Source organism: Caballeronia sp. GACF4, assembly GCF_023631025.1.
Classification (GTDB): Bacteria; Pseudomonadota; Gammaproteobacteria; order Burkholderiales; family Burkholderiaceae; genus Caballeronia.
Window position 1 is genome coordinate 183,694 of the sequence record NZ_JALQDW010000025.1, and the last position, 17,552, is coordinate 201,245.

The following is a 17,552-nucleotide window of genomic DNA, read 5'->3' on the forward strand; positions in this document are numbered from 1 at the left end:
GCTCCAGAAACTAGTGTGCAGCGGCGTTCGTTTGCGGCGCGGGTTCGCCGGCGCGCGTTTTCTGCGCGACAAGAATGGCGACGGCGGCAAGCGTGGCGGGCACCGCGAGCATCGCGAGGATCGCGCCGAATTGCCAGCCCAGACCGAGCAGTGCGCCGCCGATCGCCGAACCGAAAATGCTGCCGAAGCGTCCCATGCCGAGCATCCAGCTCACGCCGGTGGCGCGCGCCACGGTCGGATAGCGTCCCGGCGCGAAGGCGTTGAGGCCGGTCTGCGCGCCGCTCATGCAAAAACCCGCGGCGAACACGAGCACGGCGAGCGACGACGACAACGCGCCGATCCACGCAAGCCCCAGCACGCACACCGCGCCGCCGAGATACGCCGCGCTGATGACAGGCGCGGGCCGCGTCTTGTCCATGATGAAGCCGACGATGATCGCGCCGATGGTGCCGCCGATCTGGAACATCGCCGTGATGTTGGCGGCGGTGGAAACCGTGAGACCCGCATCCTTCATCAAGGTGGGCAGCCAGCCGGTCAGCAGATAGATCACGAGCAGGCCCATGAAGTACGTGACCCACAACGCGGCGGTCATGAAACCATAGCCTTGCGAGAACAGCACGCCGATAGGCTTCTTGGTCGGCAGCGGCGGTTCCGTCGATACGAAGACTTCATCGCCCTTGAAGCGCTCGCCGCAGACACGTCCGAGCACCGCGCCGATCCGTTGCGAGGTCGCGCCGCGCACCGACATGAGACGCGCCGATTCGGGCAGCAGCCAGATCTGCAGCGGAATCAACACGAGCGGCAACGCGCCGCCGAAGATCAGCACCGAGCGCCAGCCGTGCTCGGGAATCAGCCAGCCGGCGACGAAGCCGATCAGCGCGGAGCCGAGGTTGAAGCCCGTGAACATGATGGTGATGAGCAGCGAGCGCTTGCGCTGCGGCGCGTATTCGGAGAGCAGCGTCGTGGTGTTGGGCATGGCCGCGCCAAGACCGATGCCGGTCAGCAAGCGCAGGAGCGCCATCGACGAGGGCGAATTGGTGAACGCCGTCGCGATGGTAAAGACGCCGAACAGGAACACCGAGGTGATCAGCACCCACTTGCGGCCGATGCGGTCCGAAGCCGGTCCCGCCGTCAACGCGCCGATCACGAGTCCGATGGGCGCGGCGCTCATCACGAGTCCGAACGCGGGCCGCGAGATGTGCCAGTCGCCGATGATCGAGGGCGCCACGAAACCCATGATGGCGACGTCCATGCCGTCGGCCGCGACGACGAGAAAGCACAGCGCGACCAGCAACCACTGGTACGCCGAGATGGGCCGCGCGTCGATGAAGCCCTTGATGTCGATGGTTTTACCGCTGTTCATGTTCGTCTCCGTGTTGCATCGTTTTGGCCGTCAAGCCTTGTTCTTCTCTTCTTTGTCCCAGGCGAGATTGCCCGCGCCCTTGCCCGCCACCGAGTAGAGCGCGCCGGGCGCATTGCGCGTCTTCTGGAATTCCTCGAGCGTTTCGCCGCGCATCGCCGCATAAATATGCAGGTTCGAGATGCCCGTCACCGCGCCCAGCTTTTCGAGCATGAAAAAGATCACGCCATAGTGAAGAAGACCGCGCCAGTCGCGGCGGCGCAGAAGATCGCGCTCCTGTTCGCTCAGACCCGCTGCTTCGTAGCTCGCTTCCTCGTCGGCCTTGAACGCCTCGCGATGCGCGGGCTCGACCATGCGATGCAGATAATCGTTGATGCGATAAGCCCGCACCGCCGTTTCGATGCTGAACGGATACGTGCCTTGCAGCTTCTCGACATCGGTGAGTTGCACGGCCATCTTCTGGCGATGACGTTCGAGTATCGCGGGCTTCGTCTCGCTGTCCTCGCCTTCGTAGATGGCGGTCGCGATACCGGCCATCGACGGAAGGTAGTAGCTGCGGTGCTTGCACACGACGTTGTTCGACAGCGCGCCGCGCATGGTCAGCCACATGATCACTTCAGCGCCTTCGAAGCCGCCGAGTTCCGCGTATTCGGCGAGCGTCATGTCGGCGAGTTGCTCGGGGTCGCGCTCGAAGAGATCGAGGAAGCGGTGATCCCATTCCGTGTTGTTGAAGCCCGCGCGTTCGCCGTGAACCTGATGCGACAGGCCGCCCGTCGCGATGATCGCGACCTTGAGGTCTTCCGGATAACTTTCGATGGCGCGGCGCAGCGCCTGACCGAGCTTGTAGAAACGCCGCGCGCTCGGCACGGGCAGTTGCAGCACGCCCATTTGCAGCGGAATCAGTTGCATCGGCCAGTCGGGCTTGTGCGGGGTAAGCATCGAGAGCGGCGAGAAACAGCCGTGATCGAGCGGCTTGTTCTGGAAGAACGACATATCGAACTCGTCGGTCATGAGCGAGTTGCCGATGTGCGCCGCGAGCGCGGGATGCCCCTTGATCGGCGGCAGATCGCGCGCGCCGCCGCCTTCGTCCGCGACGCGCCATTCCGGACCGACGCCGAGCGCGAAGGCCGAGTAGTGATCGAAAAAGAACGACGTGATGTGGTCGTTGTAGATCGTCACGACCACATCGGGGCGCTTCTCTTCGAGCCATGTGGCGAGCGGCGCGAAGTTTTCGAAGATGGGAGCCCAGACCGGGTCGTCACGTTTGTTCTTGTCGAACGCGAAACCGATGGTCGGGGTATGCGAGGCAGCAATGCCGCCGATGATGCGAGCCATTGTGATGCTCCTTCGGGTGCCGGGCGACGCGTTACGCGTCCATCGGCAGCGGTGTCTGGTGCGGAAAACTGAATGGAAGATAGCGGCTGGCGGTTGCGCGGGAAACTACGCGTAAACCATGAAGATGGGCGCGATTCGATACGTCCGACGGCGTTCGATGCCTTTGCTTGCTGGGGTTTGGCGAGCGATCGGCTGGCTGCGTGATGCGGCGTCCGATAAATAAAACTGATGCGCGAAGAAGGAAGACGCAAGGTCGCCAGACCGCCCGCTTGTTCGCGGACGGATTGGCACGAACATGCGCGATCTAGGCCTCGCGCGCGAGGCGCGAGCGCAGTGCGATAGCCAGCGGAAAAATGGCGATGGCCGTGAGAGCCGTGGCAAGCGTGGCGCCGTGCACGCCGATCCGGTCGCCGAGGAAACCGTAGATGACCGGCGAGATCGCGCCCGACGCAATGGTGCCGGTATAGAAAAGCGCAAAGGCCCGCTCGGCTCCGTCGAGTGGCGCCAGTTCCGGCACGGTGCCGTAGAGCACGGACGAGGTGCCATTGAGCATCACGCCGAGGAGCGGCAGCAAGACCATCGCGACGCTCAGCGGGCAGAGCATCACCGCGACGATGCAGGCCGCCGTGCCGCCCTCGGTTGCGAGCACGGTGCCGATCACGCCCAGCCGCGCGCCGAGCCATCCGCAGGCGAACTTGCCGGCCGCGCCGCCGATGAAAACCAGCGCGAGCGCCGTGCCCAGCATCGGTTGAGAGATGCCTTTCTCTTTCAACAAGAACGGCAGGAACGTCAGCAGGCCCATGCGGACGCTGGTGTCGAGCACGCCTATCGAGAGCAGCACCGAAAAACCTCGTCCTGAGCCGCCGCGGTTGCCGATTAAATGTACATCGGCGGCCGGCGTGCTTCTCGGTACGACAGGGAAGAAAAGTGCAATGGATACAGCGACGACGCAACCCAGGACCGACATGATCCAGAGCGCGTGACGCCAGGGCATGAGCGTAACGAGAAGAGAGATTGCGGCCGGCAATGCCGATTTGCCGAGATCGCCGGAGAAGTTGTAGACGCTCAATGGGCCGCGCGCGCGGCGGCCATAGACGCGCGACACCGCGCCCGATGCAATGGGATGCTGCGTGCTCGACCCGCTTCCCGATACCGCCAACGCCACGCACAAACCGAGCAGGCTTCCCGACATACCCGCGAGCGCGTAGCCACCGGCTGCGAGCAACGTGCCGAGCGCAAGCGTCGCCCGGCTGCCAAGCCTTTGCGCCAGACGCCCGGCCGGTATCTGGAGACTCGCCATGGTTCCGGCATAGACGCCGCGCAGCATGGCGAGCGCGCCATACCCCAGACCGAAGTCCGCCTGCCACACCGGCAGCAACGCGTAGATCATGTCCGTGTAACCGTCGTGCAGCGCGTGTGCGACGCAGGACAACCAAAGCACGCGCGAAGGTAAAAGCGCGGTCCGGTCTGTTTTAAGCAAGGACGGCAAGGAAAACGGAATAAAGCGCATGAGTCTCCCGGACGACGGCGTGACGAGGCCTAAAAGACAATTTTATGACTCGAGGAAGGCGCCTTCAATTGACGTAAGATCGCGTCAATGGAGAGATAAAGTCACGCCATGGACGAACCAGCAAATCTGGCGCAGGACCGGGACAGGCTGCCGCCGCTCAATGCGTTGCGCAATTTCGAGGCGGTCGCCCGGCATGGAAGCTTCGCCGCGGCGGCGGCCGACCTGCATGTCACTCATTGGGCGGTCGGCAAGCAAATACGGCTGCTCGAAGACTGGTTCGGCGTGCCGTTGTTCGAGCGGCGCGCGCGCGGCGTTCAGCTTACCGATGAAGGCGCGGCGCTCCTCAACGACGTGAGCAGCGCGTTCGAACGTCTCACACGCGGGGCAGCGCGCCTCAGGCACGATGAATTCACGCGCCGCGTGTCCGGCATCGTGCGCGTGAACGCGCTGGCAAGCTTCGCGTTGTGCTGGCTGCTGCCGCGTCTCGCCGACTTTCAGGCGCGCTTTCCCGATATCGACGTCAGGTTGTCGACCACGTCGCGCAAGTTGCGGTATATCGGCGATGCCTTCGATATCGGCATACGCTCGGGTCATGAACAAGGCGCGGGCGTCGTATCGCGCTCGTTGATGGCCGATGTGCGCTTGCCGGTGTGCAGCCCCGCGCTGCTGCGTCAGCGTCCCATAGCAAGCGTCGCGGATCTGCGTCATCACGCGCTGCTGCATTCCGCCAGCACGCGCACGAGTTGGTCGTCGTGGCTCAAGGAGGCGGGCGCGGCGGACTTGCGCGCGGCCCGGCACGTCGAGTTCGAGCACACATATCTGCAACTCGCTGCTGCAGCGGAGGGGCTTGGCGTGGCGCTCGCGTCGTTGCCGCTGATCGGACGCGATATCGCCGAAGGCCGACTCGTATGCCCGATCGCGGCGCCGGCGTGGCGCGCGCCCGATTACACACTGGTGATCAACGCAGACCGCGTCGGGGATGACGCCGTGGTTTCCTTCGAGAAGTGGATCATGGCGAGCGCGGGAGGTGCCGGAAGTTAAAGAAGCGCGTCCCATCGTCCGATATATTGAAGGCCGGCGCGCGATGGCAAGCGGTCGCTTCAAAGACCAACTTTTCAGACGAACGAAACATGATCAAAATTCACGAGGCGGGACAGCCGGCGAACGGCCCCGTTCGCTGCGGTGGCTGCAATAGCCCCGAAGTGGCGCAGATCGAAATGGCCTTTGCGTTTCAGCCTATCGTCGACGTGCGGTCGGGCAGTCCCTATGCCTACGAGGCGCTCGTACGCGGGCCGAATGGCGAATCGGCGGGTTCGGTGTTGTCGCAGGTCGACGACTCGAACCGTTATAACTTCGATCAACGTTGCCGCACGACTGCAATCGAGCAGGCGGCAAGCATGGGCATGGACAGCTTTCTGTCGATCAACTTCATGCCGAACGCGGTTTATCAGCCTGCGGCATGCATTCGCAGTACCTTCGAGGCCGCCGAGAAACACGGCTTCCCGGTGAATAAGATCATCTTTGAAACCATCGAAGGTGAAAACATCATTAGCCGCTCGCATCTGGTGCAGATTTTCCGCGCGTATAAATCGTTCGGCTTTCAGACCGCGATCGACGATTTCGGCGCGGGTTATTCAGGGCTCACACTGCTCGCCGACTTTCAGCCGGACTTGATCAAGCTCGACATGGCATTGGTGCGCGACATCGACACCGACACCGTGCGTCAGCGGATCGTTGCCGGGGTCTTGAAGATTTGCAGTGATTTGGGAATTCGCGTGATCGCGGAAGGCATCGAGACGCAAGGCGAGCGCGATTTTCTGGAAGCAGCCGGCGTGAGCCTGATGCAAGGCTATTTGTTCGCCAAGCCCTCGTTCAAAGAGATGCCCGCGATTGCCAATGTGCGTTAATGCCGGGTGCCAAAATGTTGAAAGCCGCGCTTGGGACGTTGCTAATCGTTTTGGCGGGATGCGCGGTGCCTGGTGCGCCGGCATCGCCGGAGAATAGCGTTGGAGCCGAAGGGTCGGCCACCCAAGCTCCGGCATCGACTGATCATTCACATTCAGAGCGTGTCGAGGCGCCGCGCAGAAATCCGAAGATGTATGGGCCGCCAGGCGAGTGATTGATGTCGGGCGCGCTACGCGTCGGTCCGCTCGACTACGAATCTGCAGAATCGGCCATGCCATTTGAACGGGGCATTTGGTTTTGTCCCCCGACGCTTTGCGCTACGCCGTCCGCGCTCCATTCCCGCTCAACCACCCATCAACGCATCGTCGTCTTGAGCAAATCGCCTGCGGTGCTCAACATGCCGCTCGCAATCTTGCCCGAGTCGATCTTGTAGGTTCCATCACGCAGAGCCGCCTTGATCGATTCGACCTTCGCCGTGTCGATGTCCGCGCCGCCCGTGACTTGCATCGACGACAACGAGGACAACGTCACTTTCGAGCTGGTTGCGTTGGTCGCGCTGGTTTGCTGCACGCCGCCCGTAGCCTGCACATCGCGTGTGCTTGCTACGCGAAAGGTGTCGGATTGGAGTGCGGCGGGCGTGTTGTTCGATTCGATCTTCATGGCTTTGGCTCCTTGTCTGTTGAGTTCTTTAACGGAGTGGGGCTTGAAATCTTTACCAAGCCCGGCGGCCTGCCGACACCCTCGCAACCTCGTCCAGCCCGCAAAGCCTTATCCAGTAAGCCTCCCGTGTATTTGCAACAAATTGAAACAAAGTGTGAGGAATCGCACATAGACCGGACTTGGCGTCTGCGAGGGCAAGAAATTTCTTAAAATACTAGACGACTGGTCTACTATAAGCTAAAGTCCACCCATGCCTACCGCAAACACATCAGAAACCGTCGACGTCCGCGAAAACATCATTGCCGTTGGTCAACGGTTGATCGGCGCCAAAGGCTTTTCCGCCGTCGGCCTGAACGAGATTCTCACGGAAGCCGGCGTGCCGAAGGGCTCGTTCTATCATTATTTTGGCTCCAAGGATGCGTTCGGCGTGGCGCTCCTGGAAAGCTATTTCGAGGACTATCTGAACGACCTCGACCAGACGCTAGCGCAGCCCGGACTGAGCATGGCGCAGCGGCTGACGAACTACTGGAGCATCTGGCAAGAAACCCAGTCCTTCTTCGATTGCCAGGGCAAATGTCTCGCGGTCAAGCTCGGCGCCGAAGTGGCAGACATGTCGGAGGCCATGCGCGCCACGTTGAAGCGCGGCACGGCAGGGATCGTTCGCCGTCTTGCAAGTGCAATCGAAATCGGTGTGGCGGAAGGCTCGCTTTCGATCGAAAGTGATCCGCAAAGCGTTGCGCAGAGCTTGTATCAACTGTGGCTCGGCGCCAGCATCATGGTGAAGATTGTTCGCAACACGCAGCCGTTTGAAGTGGCGACGACGACAACGCAGCGGATCTTGCGACTTGCTCCCTGACGAAGCAGGGAGCGAGGTGCCAGCACTTCTTTGGAGGTGCTTTTTTTTGAAGCATTTACTAGACGACTGGTCTACTAACCCCATCAACCTTCTTCACGGTTTCGCCTTACTAACCCACGGAGATGCAACATGAAAGTGCTCATGGTTCTGACCTCGCATGACCAACTCGGCAACACGGGCCGCAAGACGGGTTTCTGGCTCGAAGAGCTGGCCGCACCCTACTACGCCTTTAGGGATGCGGGCGCGGAAATCGTGCTGGCATCGCCTAAAGGTGGTCAGCCGCCGCTTGACCCGAAAAGCAACGAGCCGGCCAATCAGACCGAGATGACACATCGTTTCGAAGCCGATTCGCAGGCTACCGCGCAGCTTGCCAGCACGGTAAAGCTCGATCTCGTCTCGCAAGCCGATTTCGATACCGTGTTTTATCCGGGCGGTCATGGTCCGCTCTGGGACCTGGCCGAAGACAAAAACTCGATCGCCCTGATCGAAGCCTTCTTGGCCGCTGGCAAGCCTGTCGCGCTGGTCTGCCACGCACCTGGCGTGCTGCGCCATGTCCGCACGCCGGAGGGCGCACCGCTTGTCGAAGGCAAACGAGTCACGGGCTTCACCAACTCCGAGGAAGCCGCGGTCGGACTGACCGATGTCGTGCCGTTCCTCGTTGAAGACGAACTCAAGGCGAAGGGCGGCATCTATTCGAAGCTCGAAGACTGGGCACCTTATGTCGTCACCGATGGCCTTTTGATTACCGGGCAGAACCCGGCTTCATCGTCGTCCGCTGCGGCGACGTTGATGAAGCACCCGGCGCTCGCCGCGCAATAACCGACGTCGACGTTACCGGCGCGCGCGGCCATTGGGCGGCCGCGCGCCATGGAACCCACGCTCGTGTCAGGACTCGCGATGCACGGGCAAATTGCCCGGCGCGTGAACTCATCGATCCCACATCACGAAACCAGCCCGCGTGTCGTGAGAAATCCTGCTGCGTGGCAGCATGCACGCGTTGCACATAGCCCCGGTGCGTTTCTCATCGCGAAATTTCTTCTCCAAGGTCCTGATTCCACGCGCAAATTTAGTCGTCATTCTCCCCGATGCAGCGCCACGCTTAAGGGCTACGCTCTTATATAAGAGGCAGCCGCAGTCACGGCGCTTGCCCAACGCTTCCTACAACGCCGGAGTCATCATGATGCAAATCTACGTTGAACCCTTGCCCAAGGGCCGATGGGGCCCAATCGATGGATACACACTCGAGTATCCCGACGGCACGAAGATCACCGAGCAGGTGTTCAGTTCGGAAAAGCTCGCGGTCAGCGAAATCAGGCTGCGCGGCTATACGCCCTTGCTGGCGAAGGTGCGTATCACGGACAAAGGCGAGCCGGAGCACTGGGAAAGCGTCGAGTGACGCATCGTCGATACGAACGTGCTTCGCCGATTTTCTTTCGCGAAGCACGTTTTATTTTTGTGATATTGCTGCTTCATCCGGAACGCAAATAACGGCGCGGCTACATGGCCGATGGAGAAGCGATGCGACGAGGACCCTTCAGCGAAGCCGGCAGAAAACGCCGGCGTCTCTTTTTGAGCAAGGCGCATGTCGCGCTCGCGGCCTTCGGGACGCTAGGCTCGGTGCTCGGCATTGGTATCGCCATCGACGGCGGGCTCGAATTCAATCGCACCAAGGTGTTCACGGGCGTTGGCCTTATCGCCGTTTCGACCATTCTTTATATCTCGATGCTGTTCGTGAGCGACGAGCCATCCTGACGGCTCGTCGGCCGCACGAAATCACACGTGCACGTCGCGCTCGCCGAGCGGCCGCACCGGTTCTTCCACACGTTGTTCTTCAAGGCCATGACGCGCCCGATGCCGGCGCACCCAGAGCGCGGTCAGAATTGGCACGAGAATGGCCGTCACGAGACAGGCGGTCGCGACCATCGCGGTGGCCGCCGGCACGAGCGGCTTGAAGCGCGGAATCATCTCGCCGATGATCGCCGGATTCGCCACCGCCGCGCCCGCCGTCGATGAAGCCGCGAGTCCCGCCGCGCCATTGCCGCCCGCAATCCAGCGATCCGCGAGAATCAGCGGAATGCCCGTCACGACGATCACGCCCAACCCAAGCGCAACGCCCGGCAAGCCGCTCGTCGCGATCACGTGCAGGTCGATGCCATTGCCGAGCGCGAAGCCGAAGAACGGGATCAGCGGATGCACGCAGCGGCCGAACAGTTCGCGCAGGTCGCTGTCCAGATTGCCGAGCGCGAAGCCAACCAGAAACGGCAGCACCGCGCCGACGAAAAGGCGTGGCTCGAAGAACGCGACGCCCGTCGCGCCAAGAATCAGCATGCTGACGAGCGGCCCGGATTCCACCGACATCAGCACGAACGCGCCCGCTTCCTCGCGGCTGCCGTACTGCTGCATCACGGCGGCGTAGAGTCCGCCGTTGGTCATGTCCATCGACGTGGTGATGGCGAGCACGGACAGGCCCGCGAAGAGACCGGCCTTGACGCCATCGATGGGAATGAAGTGCGCGGCGACGATGGTCGCGATCCACGCAACCGCCATCTTCGTCACGAGCAAGGTGCCCGACTTGCGCAGCACGGTGCCGGTCGCGCGCAGGTCGATGGTCGCGCCCATGCAGAAGAACCACACCGCGAGAATCGGCACGGTGCCCGTGATCAACCCGTTCGTGAACGAGCCGAAGTACTTGCCCGCGCCCGGCGCGAAAGTATGGACGCAGGCGCCGAGCAGCAAGGGCACGAGCATGAGACCGCCTGGAATGCGGTCAATCGCTTTCTTTATATTCATGTCTCCTCCGTGGACTTTGGCGTCCGGATGGCGGGCTGTCTACCCAGTGCAATGCGCCGCTTTAAGCTCGGCCGCATCGGTTCGGCGCAATATAGCATCGCTGTTTTATATTCGCTGAATGCAAAGCCGGGAGGCGGGTTAATCGTTTACCCGTGCGCGGGCAGAGTTACCGGGTTTGCCTGTCCGGTGGGCCTTCGCGGACACTTCACATTCGCGAGCACGACAAAACGGAGCCTTAGTGAAATTCGATACGACCACCATCCGTCTGGTTCTCGCCATCGCGGACGAAGGCAGCATCTCGCGCGCCGCGGACAAGCTCAGTCTCGCGGTGGCCGCCGCCTCGCGGCGCGTATCGGACCTCGAAGCGCAACTGGGCGCGAAGCTCTTCACGCGCGTTCCGCACGGTGTGCAGCTTACCGAGCCGGGCGCGAAGCTGCTGCTCTACATCCGCCAGATCGACAATCTGATCGACCGTCTCGAAGGCGATGCGCGCGCGCTCAAGGAAGGGCGCCACGGGCGCATCATCATCGGTGCGCCGAAGGCGGTGGTCATGCAGTTTCTGGCGGGCGCCATCGCCGCGATTCAGCGCAAGCATCCCGGCATCTCGCTCATGGTTCAGGAGGAGAACAGCAAAATCGTTCAGCAGTTGTTGCGCGACAAAGTCATCGATATCGGCATCTACGAAAAGAAGAGCGGCTTTCTCGACCTGGACCGCGTGCCGTATCGCGAAGACCGGCTCGAACTCGTGTATAGCACCGAACATTTTGAGTTCGACGATGCGCCGCTCGGTATCGACGAGATCATGGACTTGCCCGTGATCAGTCTCGGCAAAGGCTCCGCCATTCTGTCCGCGCTGCAACGCGCACATCAGAGCCGGGGACGACTCTTCGCGAACAATTACGCCGTGAGCGGCTTCGACACCATGCTCGTGATGGTGCGTCAGGGCTTGGGCGTCGGCCTCATGCCCGCGGCTGTGCTGCGCAGCTTTCACCCGGAACGCGCGATTGCGTCGCAGGAGATTGCAGGCGACTGGCATAAGCGCAGCTACGTGCTTTCTTGCGTCGAAGGTCACGCTCAGGAACAGACACTTCAACGCGTCGTGGCCGAGCTGCTCGACGAACGCGACTAGTCTGAACGAGGAAGCACGCTCGAGGCTTTCGCGAATTGCGAAGCCAGCCTTGCCCGCGCAAGCCTTGCGGCATTGCAAGCGGTGGTCGAAAGTGAAGGCATGACCCGCGCCGCAGGTCGAAGCCCTTCTCCACCGAACCAATCGACATGACCCAGACAAAACCTCTCCCCTTGGAAGGAATCCGCGTGCTCGACGTAAGCCAGGTCATGGCAGGACCGTTCGCCTGCATGCTGCTCGCCGACATGGGCGCGGATGTCATCAAGGTGGAACCGCCCGAAGGCGATCAGACGCGCGGCGCGATGGGCTTCAAGATGAAAGGGCCCGACAGCATGGGCTTTCTCAACATGAACCGCAACAAGCGTTCGGTGACGCTGGACCTGAAGAGCGAAGAGGGCCGCGAGCTCTTCTACAAGCTCGCGAAAACTGCCGATGTGATCGTCGAGAACTATCGGCCGGGCGTGGTGCAGCGGCTTCGTATCGATTACGAGTCGATCCGGGAGATCAACCCGAAGATCGTTTATGTGAGCATCTCGGGCTTCGGGCAAAGCGGCCCGTGGTCCACGCGGCCCGGCTTCGATCTGATGGCTCAGGCCATGTCCGGCGTCATGAGCGTGACGGGATATCCCGGCGGCAAGCCGGTCAAGGCGGGCGTGCCGGTGGCGGATATCGGCTGCGCGCTCTTTGCGGTGTCGGGGCTGTTGTCGGCTTATATCGGCGCGCAAAAATCGGGCGTCGGTCAGCATATCGACGCTTCTCTCTTCGATTCCGTCATGGCCTTCTCGATCTGGGACATGTCGGAATACTGGGGCACGGGCGTGCCGCCGACACCGCTTGGCACCAGCAACAAGATGAGCGCGCCGTATCAGGCCGTGAAGGCGCGCGATGGCTACTTCGTGATGGGCGCGACTAACCAGAAGCTGTGGACGAAGCTGTGCGGGTTGTTAAAGCGGCCCGATCTGATCGACCACGCCGACTATGCGAACGTCTCGCTGCGCCTGAAAAACCGCGAGGCCATGATCCAAGTGCTCGAAGAGGAGTTCGCCAAGCGCGACAGCGCGGAATGGGTCGATACCCTGCTCGCGGCCGGCATTCCAGCCGGCCCTATCCTGACTTATCCGGAAGCATTCGAGAGCGAACATGCCACGCATCGCCGCATGGCAATGGAAATCGATCATCCGCACGAAGGCAAGGTGAAGAACATCGGCTTTCCGGTCAAGCTGCTCGGGACGCCGCAGACCGTGCGCCGCCATCCGCCCCTGCTCGGCGAACATAACGAAGAGATCTTCGCGGAGATCAACGGAACCAGTGGAATGAAGCCATGAGCGAACATGTCCGGCTTACGCTGCATGCATCGGGCGCGGCGGAGATCGTCATCGACCGGCCCGAGCGTCACAACGCCATGTCGATTCCCATGTACGAAGCGCTGCTCGCGCGTATCGACGAATGCCAGCGCAATAAAGACGTGCGCTGCATTCTCTTTCGCGGCGCGGGCGGCAAGTCGTTTATCGCGGGAACGGATATCGAGTACTTCAAGGACTTTCGCGGCGGACACGATGGCGTGGCCTACGAAGCGCTGGTCGAGCGCGTGATCGATACAGTCGAGCGCATCGCGCTTCCCACGCTCGCCGTGATCGATGGCTGGGCGGTCGGCGGTGGTCTCGCGCTCGCCACGGCCTGCGACTTTCGCGTGTGCAGCGAAAACTCCCGGTTCGGCGCACCGATTGCCAAGACGCTCTCGAACACGCTTTCGTCGCGCAATATCGCGCGGCTACATGCGGCTTTCGGCGTGCCGCGCGTCAAGCGCATGCTGATGCTCGCCGACTTTCTCGCAGCGAACGAGGTCCTGGCGTGCGGCTACGTATATTCGGTGGTGACGAAAGACGCGCTCGATGCAAGCGCGCATGCGCTTGCCGAGCGGCTCATGGCGTTGTCGCCAATCACGCAGAAGGCGGTAAAGGAGAGCCTACGGCGCATCGTGATCGACCAGAGCTTCGCGGACGAAGACATCATCGAGGAAGTCTATGGAAGCGCGGCTTTTCGTGATGCGGTGACAGCATTCACTTCGGGCAAGCCGAAACGGTGAGCGCGATTCTTCAACGCCCGCTCAGTGCGAGCGTGTTGAAGAGCGTTTGATGATCGAAGGGTTTTTGACAACGCGGATGATGCCGGTAGGCGATATCGATCGAATCGACACCGTACCCGGTTGCAAAGATGAAGCGGATCTCACGCAGCGTCAGTTCATCTGCTACGGCGTATGACTTCTCGCCGTTGAGGTCGATGTCGAGAATAGCAACGTCGATGTAATGTTCGTCGTCGTCTAGAAGCGCCAGCGCGTCCTGCGCCCACGCCACCGGCCCGACGACGATTGCCCCTGCAATTTCGAGCAACGCGGACAGCGCGAGCGCCACCAGGTAATCGTCTTCCACGACCAAGATGCTCAAACCTTCGAGCGGTGTCCCGACTACTGCCATTTTCGGACCCCCTAGGGACTGCTGCCGTGCATATGCGCTGGTCGCAGCGGATCTCGATATGACACGAAACCCCATCCCAGTTGAAGTCGAGCTCGGTGCGAGCGTGTAGCGTGAAACGAAGCGCTTTCTCGATGAGTTGCCGGCCGAAGCCGATTTTCTTGTCCTCGGGCGTGATGCGCACACCGCTTTCGATCCAGTCCAGAACGAGCCATTCCGGCCCGGACTCTCTTTTCTCGACAATCCAGCTGACGACGAGCCGTGCGCCTTTATGCTTCAACGCGCCGTACTTGAGCGCGTTGGTCGCGAGTTCGTGAAGCACGAGCGCGATCGTCTGAACGTTGCGAAAGCCGAGCGGCACGACCGGTCCACTCACCGAGACCCTGTCGCTGCTGCCGACACCGAGCGCCTCGAATTCAAGGCGAACGATGTCACCCAAATTGATCAGATGCCCGTTCGCTTCGCCGATCAAGCCCTGCAGCCTGCCAAGCGCGGCGAGGCGACTCGTGAACGTGTCGAGCGCTTCGTCGCCCGAGAGCGTCTGTTGCGCGATCGACTGAATCACCGACAACAGATTTCGCGTCCTGTGTTGCAATTCCGCAATCAAAACGTCCTGTCTACCTTCAGCATGAACCATTCCCGTGATATCGACGAAAGCAATGACCACACCGTCGATCTTGCGATCGCCGTTGAGATAAGGTGCGAGACGCACGAGGAAATGATTCAGCCCATCCTTGCTGCTGACCTGCTGTTCGCGTGTTTCCTGACTCCTGAATACCTCACGGATGCCTTCTTCCAGCCCCGGAAGGTCGAGACGGCTGACGAGCTCCGAAATGGGACGCCCGCGATCGACCGGACGGATATGGAAGATATCGGCCATTGCCGGGGTAAACGAGCGAATGGAAAATTGCCGGTCGAGAAACACGGTGGCGACCGACGTGCTTTCGAACAGGTTGTGGAGATCGCTGTTCGAGCGGTCGAGCGCGTCGATCTTGCCATTCAGTTCCAGATTGACGGTGTGCAGCTCCTCGTTGAGCGAGACGAGCTCTTCCTTGGACGCCTCCAGCTCTTCGTTCGACGATTGCAGTTCCTCGTTGACCGAAACCAACTCTTCGTTCGACGACTTGAGTTCTTCGAGCGCGGTCTCGTATTCCTCTATCATCGATTGCAGGCGTTCACGGGTATCCCGTAGTTCCTTTTCGATTTGCTCCGCGGTGCCGTCGTGCATGGCCTCGGCGCGCGCAAGCGCCTCTTCGCGCGTGAGCACGGGCCCTTGGTCCTGGAACACGACGAGATACATGCGCTCACCCGGCGCTTGCTGGACGAGCGGCTCGATGGTCAGATTGATCACCTGTACACGGCCGTCCTCGCCCTCGACCACCACCCCCTCTCGCGCGATCGTGCGGCCCGAGTCGACCGCTTCGCGAAACACCGAGCGCAAGTCGAGGCCCAGCCCCTTGCGCGCCATTGCGAATAGCTGGCGCGTCGGCATGCCGGGCGCTGCCTCGAGATATTTGCCGGTGCGGCCCGAGTAGTAGACGACATCGCCATCGCGCGTCACGAGCACGTGCGGCGGCGTGAAGCGGTCGATCATATGACCGTCGACAGCCAGGCGCAGCGCGGCGCCGCCCAGGGGCGGACGGCTTGGCGTCAACGCGGACAGATGGCCGATAGTCAGCGCGGATACCGCGAGTGGCAGGCGCACTTGCGACACGACATCGGCGCGGCGCTTGAAAAGCCTATGCTTCTTGTCGAGCGGAACGAACAACTCGTCGAACTGGCTCACGTTTTCCGACGGGCCGAGGAACAGAAAACCGTCCGGGCGCAGCGCATAGTGGAAGGTCGGAATGACCTGATTCTGGACCTCGATCCCGAAGTAGATGAGGAGATTGCGGCACGACACGAGATCGATGCGTGAGAAAGGCGGATCGCGAATGACGCTGTGCGGCGAAAAGATGCACAGTTCGCGCACTTCCTTGGCCACCACGAAGCTGCTGCCGTCCGGCACGAAGAAACGGTCGCGCCGCTCTTGCGATACATTGTCGAGCAACGCCAGCGGATAGCGCGCCGCACGCGCCACCGTGAGCGCTCCGTCGTCGATATCGGTGGCGAAGATCTGGATGCGCGGCGCCTTCTCGACACCTGCGATCTGTTCGGACATCAGCATGGCGATGGAATACACTTCCTCGCCCGTGGCGCAGCCCGGCACCCAGACACGCACGACATCCTCGGCGGTGCGGCCTTCGAAAAGCTTCGGCAGGACGAGTGTGGCGAGACTCTCGAACGCGTGCTCATCGCGGAAAAAGCTCGTGACGTTGATCAAGAGATCGCGAAACAGTGCCGTCACTTCCTGCGGATCGGCCGCGAGCCGCGCTACATAACTCTCCGGAGTTGCCATCGCCCGGACCTGCATGCGCCGCTGCACCCGCCGCGAAAAAGTCTTGACCTTGTAGCCGCTGAAGTCGTGTCCGACGTTATCGCGCAAGATGCCGTAAATGGCTTCTCGCGCCTCGTCGAATGCTTTCGCGGCGGCTTCGACTTCGGGCTCTTCCACGACGGAATCGAGCCTGAAGGCGCCCGCGGCAAAGCTCGCGAGCTTCGCGCCCATTTGGTCGACCGGCACGGCGAAATCGACCAGGCCAGTGGCAATGGCGCTATTGGGCATGTCCGGGTGATGCGGTCCGAAGCCGTCCGCAACCTGTGCGAGCGTCAGTCCGCCCCGCTCCTTGATGGCCTTGATGCCGAGCGTGCCGTCCGAATCGCCGCCCGAGAGAATGACGCCTGCCGAGAGTTCGCCGATATCGAGCGCGAGCGTGCTTAGGAAATGGTCGATCGGCTTGCGCTCGCGACGCGGCTTGTCCAGTGACTGCACGTGCAAGGTCCGGTTCGAGACGCTGACGATGGCATCGCGCGGCAAGAGATAGACGCTATCGATCTCGATCGGCTCGCCTTCGGCAATCGCGTGTACCTGCATTGGCGTAAAACGCGAAACAATCTCCGGCAACAAGCTGATACGGTCCGGGCTCAGGTGCGTGATGATCACGCAAGCGAGGCCTGGCTTTTCCGGCATGCCGCGAAAGAAGCCTTCGAGCGCCTCGACGCCGCCAGCGGACGCGCCGACGCCGACAATGGGGAAGTCGGTTGCCGGTGTCATGACTTCTCCCGCATCGGCGCATTGTCGCTGTGGTCCAGGCGCCTTGCCTCCGGGAGAAGTCCGGCTTCGCGAGCAAGGCCTGAGCGCGCCCTGACGAAAACCGCGAGATGTTCCGTAAGACGGACGTCGATTGCGTGCTTGCTGGTCATGGACCGCCTCGAAGAACAAAGGTATCAGTCTATATTACCGCGCGCGCAACGGGCGTCGAAGCGTGCATGCAAGGCGGGCAGACACGTATGGCGTGACGCGAGCGGTCAGCCAGAGTGTTGAACATAAACGGCCCGCGCGGGCCGCTTCACGAATATAAGCCTTGACTGGCCGTCGAATCCGTTCGATTTTTATTTCACGGCGATGGCGATGGCGACGGCGACGAGCGCTGTCTGGC

Annotated in this window: 15 protein-coding genes and 1 pseudogene; 9 read left to right on the top strand and 7 right to left on the bottom strand. The window is 61.6% G+C overall.

The annotated features are described in order from the left end of the window. Positions 1-10: 10 nt before the first annotated feature. The 3 genes from NCR40_RS23185 to NCR40_RS23195 all read right to left on the bottom strand — a co-directional run bounded on the left by NCR40_RS23185 (position 11) and on the right by NCR40_RS23195 (position 4,205). Complete coding sequence (locus NCR40_RS23185) at positions 11-1,363, bottom strand: MFS transporter (RefSeq protein ID WP_250510766.1); 1,353 nt, start codon at positions 1,361-1,363, stop codon at positions 11-13. A gap of 30 nt (positions 1,364-1,393) precedes the next feature. Further along, positions 1,394-2,695 (bottom strand): gallate dioxygenase, encoded by a 1,302-nt coding sequence (locus tag NCR40_RS23190; protein ID WP_250510767.1) that lies wholly within the window; start codon positions 2,693-2,695, stop codon positions 1,394-1,396. Positions 2,696-2,999: 304 nt separating this feature from the next. Further along, positions 3,000-4,205, bottom strand: coding sequence for an MFS transporter (locus NCR40_RS23195; protein ID WP_250510768.1), 1,206 nt, complete (start codon positions 4,203-4,205; stop codon positions 3,000-3,002). A 108-nt stretch (positions 4,206-4,313) separates the two neighbouring features. Here NCR40_RS23195 and gcvA point away from each other — a divergent pair, with 108 nt between their 5' ends. After that, complete coding sequence (gene gcvA / locus NCR40_RS23200) at positions 4,314-5,246, top strand: transcriptional regulator GcvA (RefSeq protein ID WP_250510769.1); 933 nt, start codon at positions 4,314-4,316, stop codon at positions 5,244-5,246. An 89-nt stretch (positions 5,247-5,335) separates the two neighbouring features. Next, positions 5,336-6,112: an EAL domain-containing protein gene (locus tag NCR40_RS23205; protein WP_250468590.1), complete on the top strand. Its 777-nt coding sequence runs from the start codon at positions 5,336-5,338 to the stop codon at positions 6,110-6,112. Positions 6,113-6,464: 352 nt separating this feature from the next. On the opposite strand, the gene flgM is transcribed toward NCR40_RS23205, so the two are convergent. Continuing rightward, complete coding sequence (gene flgM, locus NCR40_RS23210) at positions 6,465-6,770, bottom strand: flagellar biosynthesis anti-sigma factor FlgM (protein ID WP_250510770.1); 306 nt, start codon at positions 6,768-6,770, stop codon at positions 6,465-6,467. Positions 6,771-7,020: 250 nt separating this feature from the next. On the opposite strand from flgM, the gene NCR40_RS23215 reads away from it, so the two are divergent. The 4 genes from NCR40_RS23215 (at position 7,021) to NCR40_RS23230 (ending at position 9,378) form a co-directional block, all read left to right on the top strand. Beyond that, positions 7,021-7,626: a TetR/AcrR family transcriptional regulator gene (locus tag NCR40_RS23215; RefSeq protein WP_250510771.1), complete on the top strand. Its 606-nt coding sequence runs from the start codon at positions 7,021-7,023 to the stop codon at positions 7,624-7,626. Positions 7,627-7,755: 129 nt separating this feature from the next. Next, complete coding sequence (locus tag NCR40_RS23220; protein WP_250510772.1) at positions 7,756-8,445, top strand: type 1 glutamine amidotransferase domain-containing protein; 690 nt, start codon at positions 7,756-7,758, stop codon at positions 8,443-8,445. A gap of 358 nt (positions 8,446-8,803) precedes the next feature. Further along, positions 8,804-9,022 (top strand): hypothetical protein, encoded by a 219-nt coding sequence (locus NCR40_RS23225; RefSeq protein WP_244830010.1) that lies wholly within the window; start codon positions 8,804-8,806, stop codon positions 9,020-9,022. A 122-nt stretch (positions 9,023-9,144) separates the two neighbouring features. Then, positions 9,145-9,378, top strand: a complete 234-nt coding sequence (locus tag NCR40_RS23230; protein ID WP_244830009.1) for a hypothetical protein — start codon at positions 9,145-9,147, stop codon at positions 9,376-9,378. A 21-nt stretch (positions 9,379-9,399) separates the two neighbouring features. Here the strand turns inward: NCR40_RS23230 and kdgT are convergent, their stop codons facing one another. Beyond that, positions 9,400-10,416: a 2-keto-3-deoxygluconate transporter gene (gene kdgT / locus NCR40_RS23235; protein ID WP_250510773.1), complete on the bottom strand. Its 1,017-nt coding sequence runs from the start codon at positions 10,414-10,416 to the stop codon at positions 9,400-9,402. Positions 10,417-10,654: 238 nt separating this feature from the next. Here kdgT and NCR40_RS23240 point away from each other — a divergent pair, with 238 nt between their 5' ends. From NCR40_RS23240 to NCR40_RS23250, 3 genes are all read left to right on the top strand, one after another. Continuing rightward, complete coding sequence (locus NCR40_RS23240) at positions 10,655-11,545, top strand: LysR family transcriptional regulator (protein ID WP_250510774.1); 891 nt, start codon at positions 10,655-10,657, stop codon at positions 11,543-11,545. A gap of 146 nt (positions 11,546-11,691) precedes the next feature. Next, positions 11,692-12,867, top strand: coding sequence for a CaiB/BaiF CoA transferase family protein (locus NCR40_RS23245; RefSeq protein ID WP_250510775.1), 1,176 nt, complete (start codon positions 11,692-11,694; stop codon positions 12,865-12,867). Continuing rightward, on the top strand, positions 12,864-13,628 hold the full coding sequence (locus tag NCR40_RS23250) for an enoyl-CoA hydratase (protein ID WP_250468598.1): 765 nt from the start codon (positions 12,864-12,866) through the stop codon (positions 13,626-13,628). The genes NCR40_RS23245 and NCR40_RS23250 overlap by 4 nt, the downstream gene beginning before the upstream one ends. Before the next feature lie 10 nt (positions 13,629-13,638). On the opposite strand, the gene NCR40_RS31520 is transcribed toward NCR40_RS23250, so the two are convergent. Then, positions 13,639-14,091, bottom strand: coding sequence for a response regulator (locus NCR40_RS31520; RefSeq protein ID WP_350029322.1), 453 nt, complete (start codon positions 14,089-14,091; stop codon positions 13,639-13,641). A gap of 298 nt (positions 14,092-14,389) precedes the next feature. Continuing rightward, positions 14,390-17,167: pseudogene (locus tag NCR40_RS23255) on the bottom strand (CheR family methyltransferase); the annotation flags it as partial. Positions 17,168-17,552 lie beyond the last annotated feature (385 nt).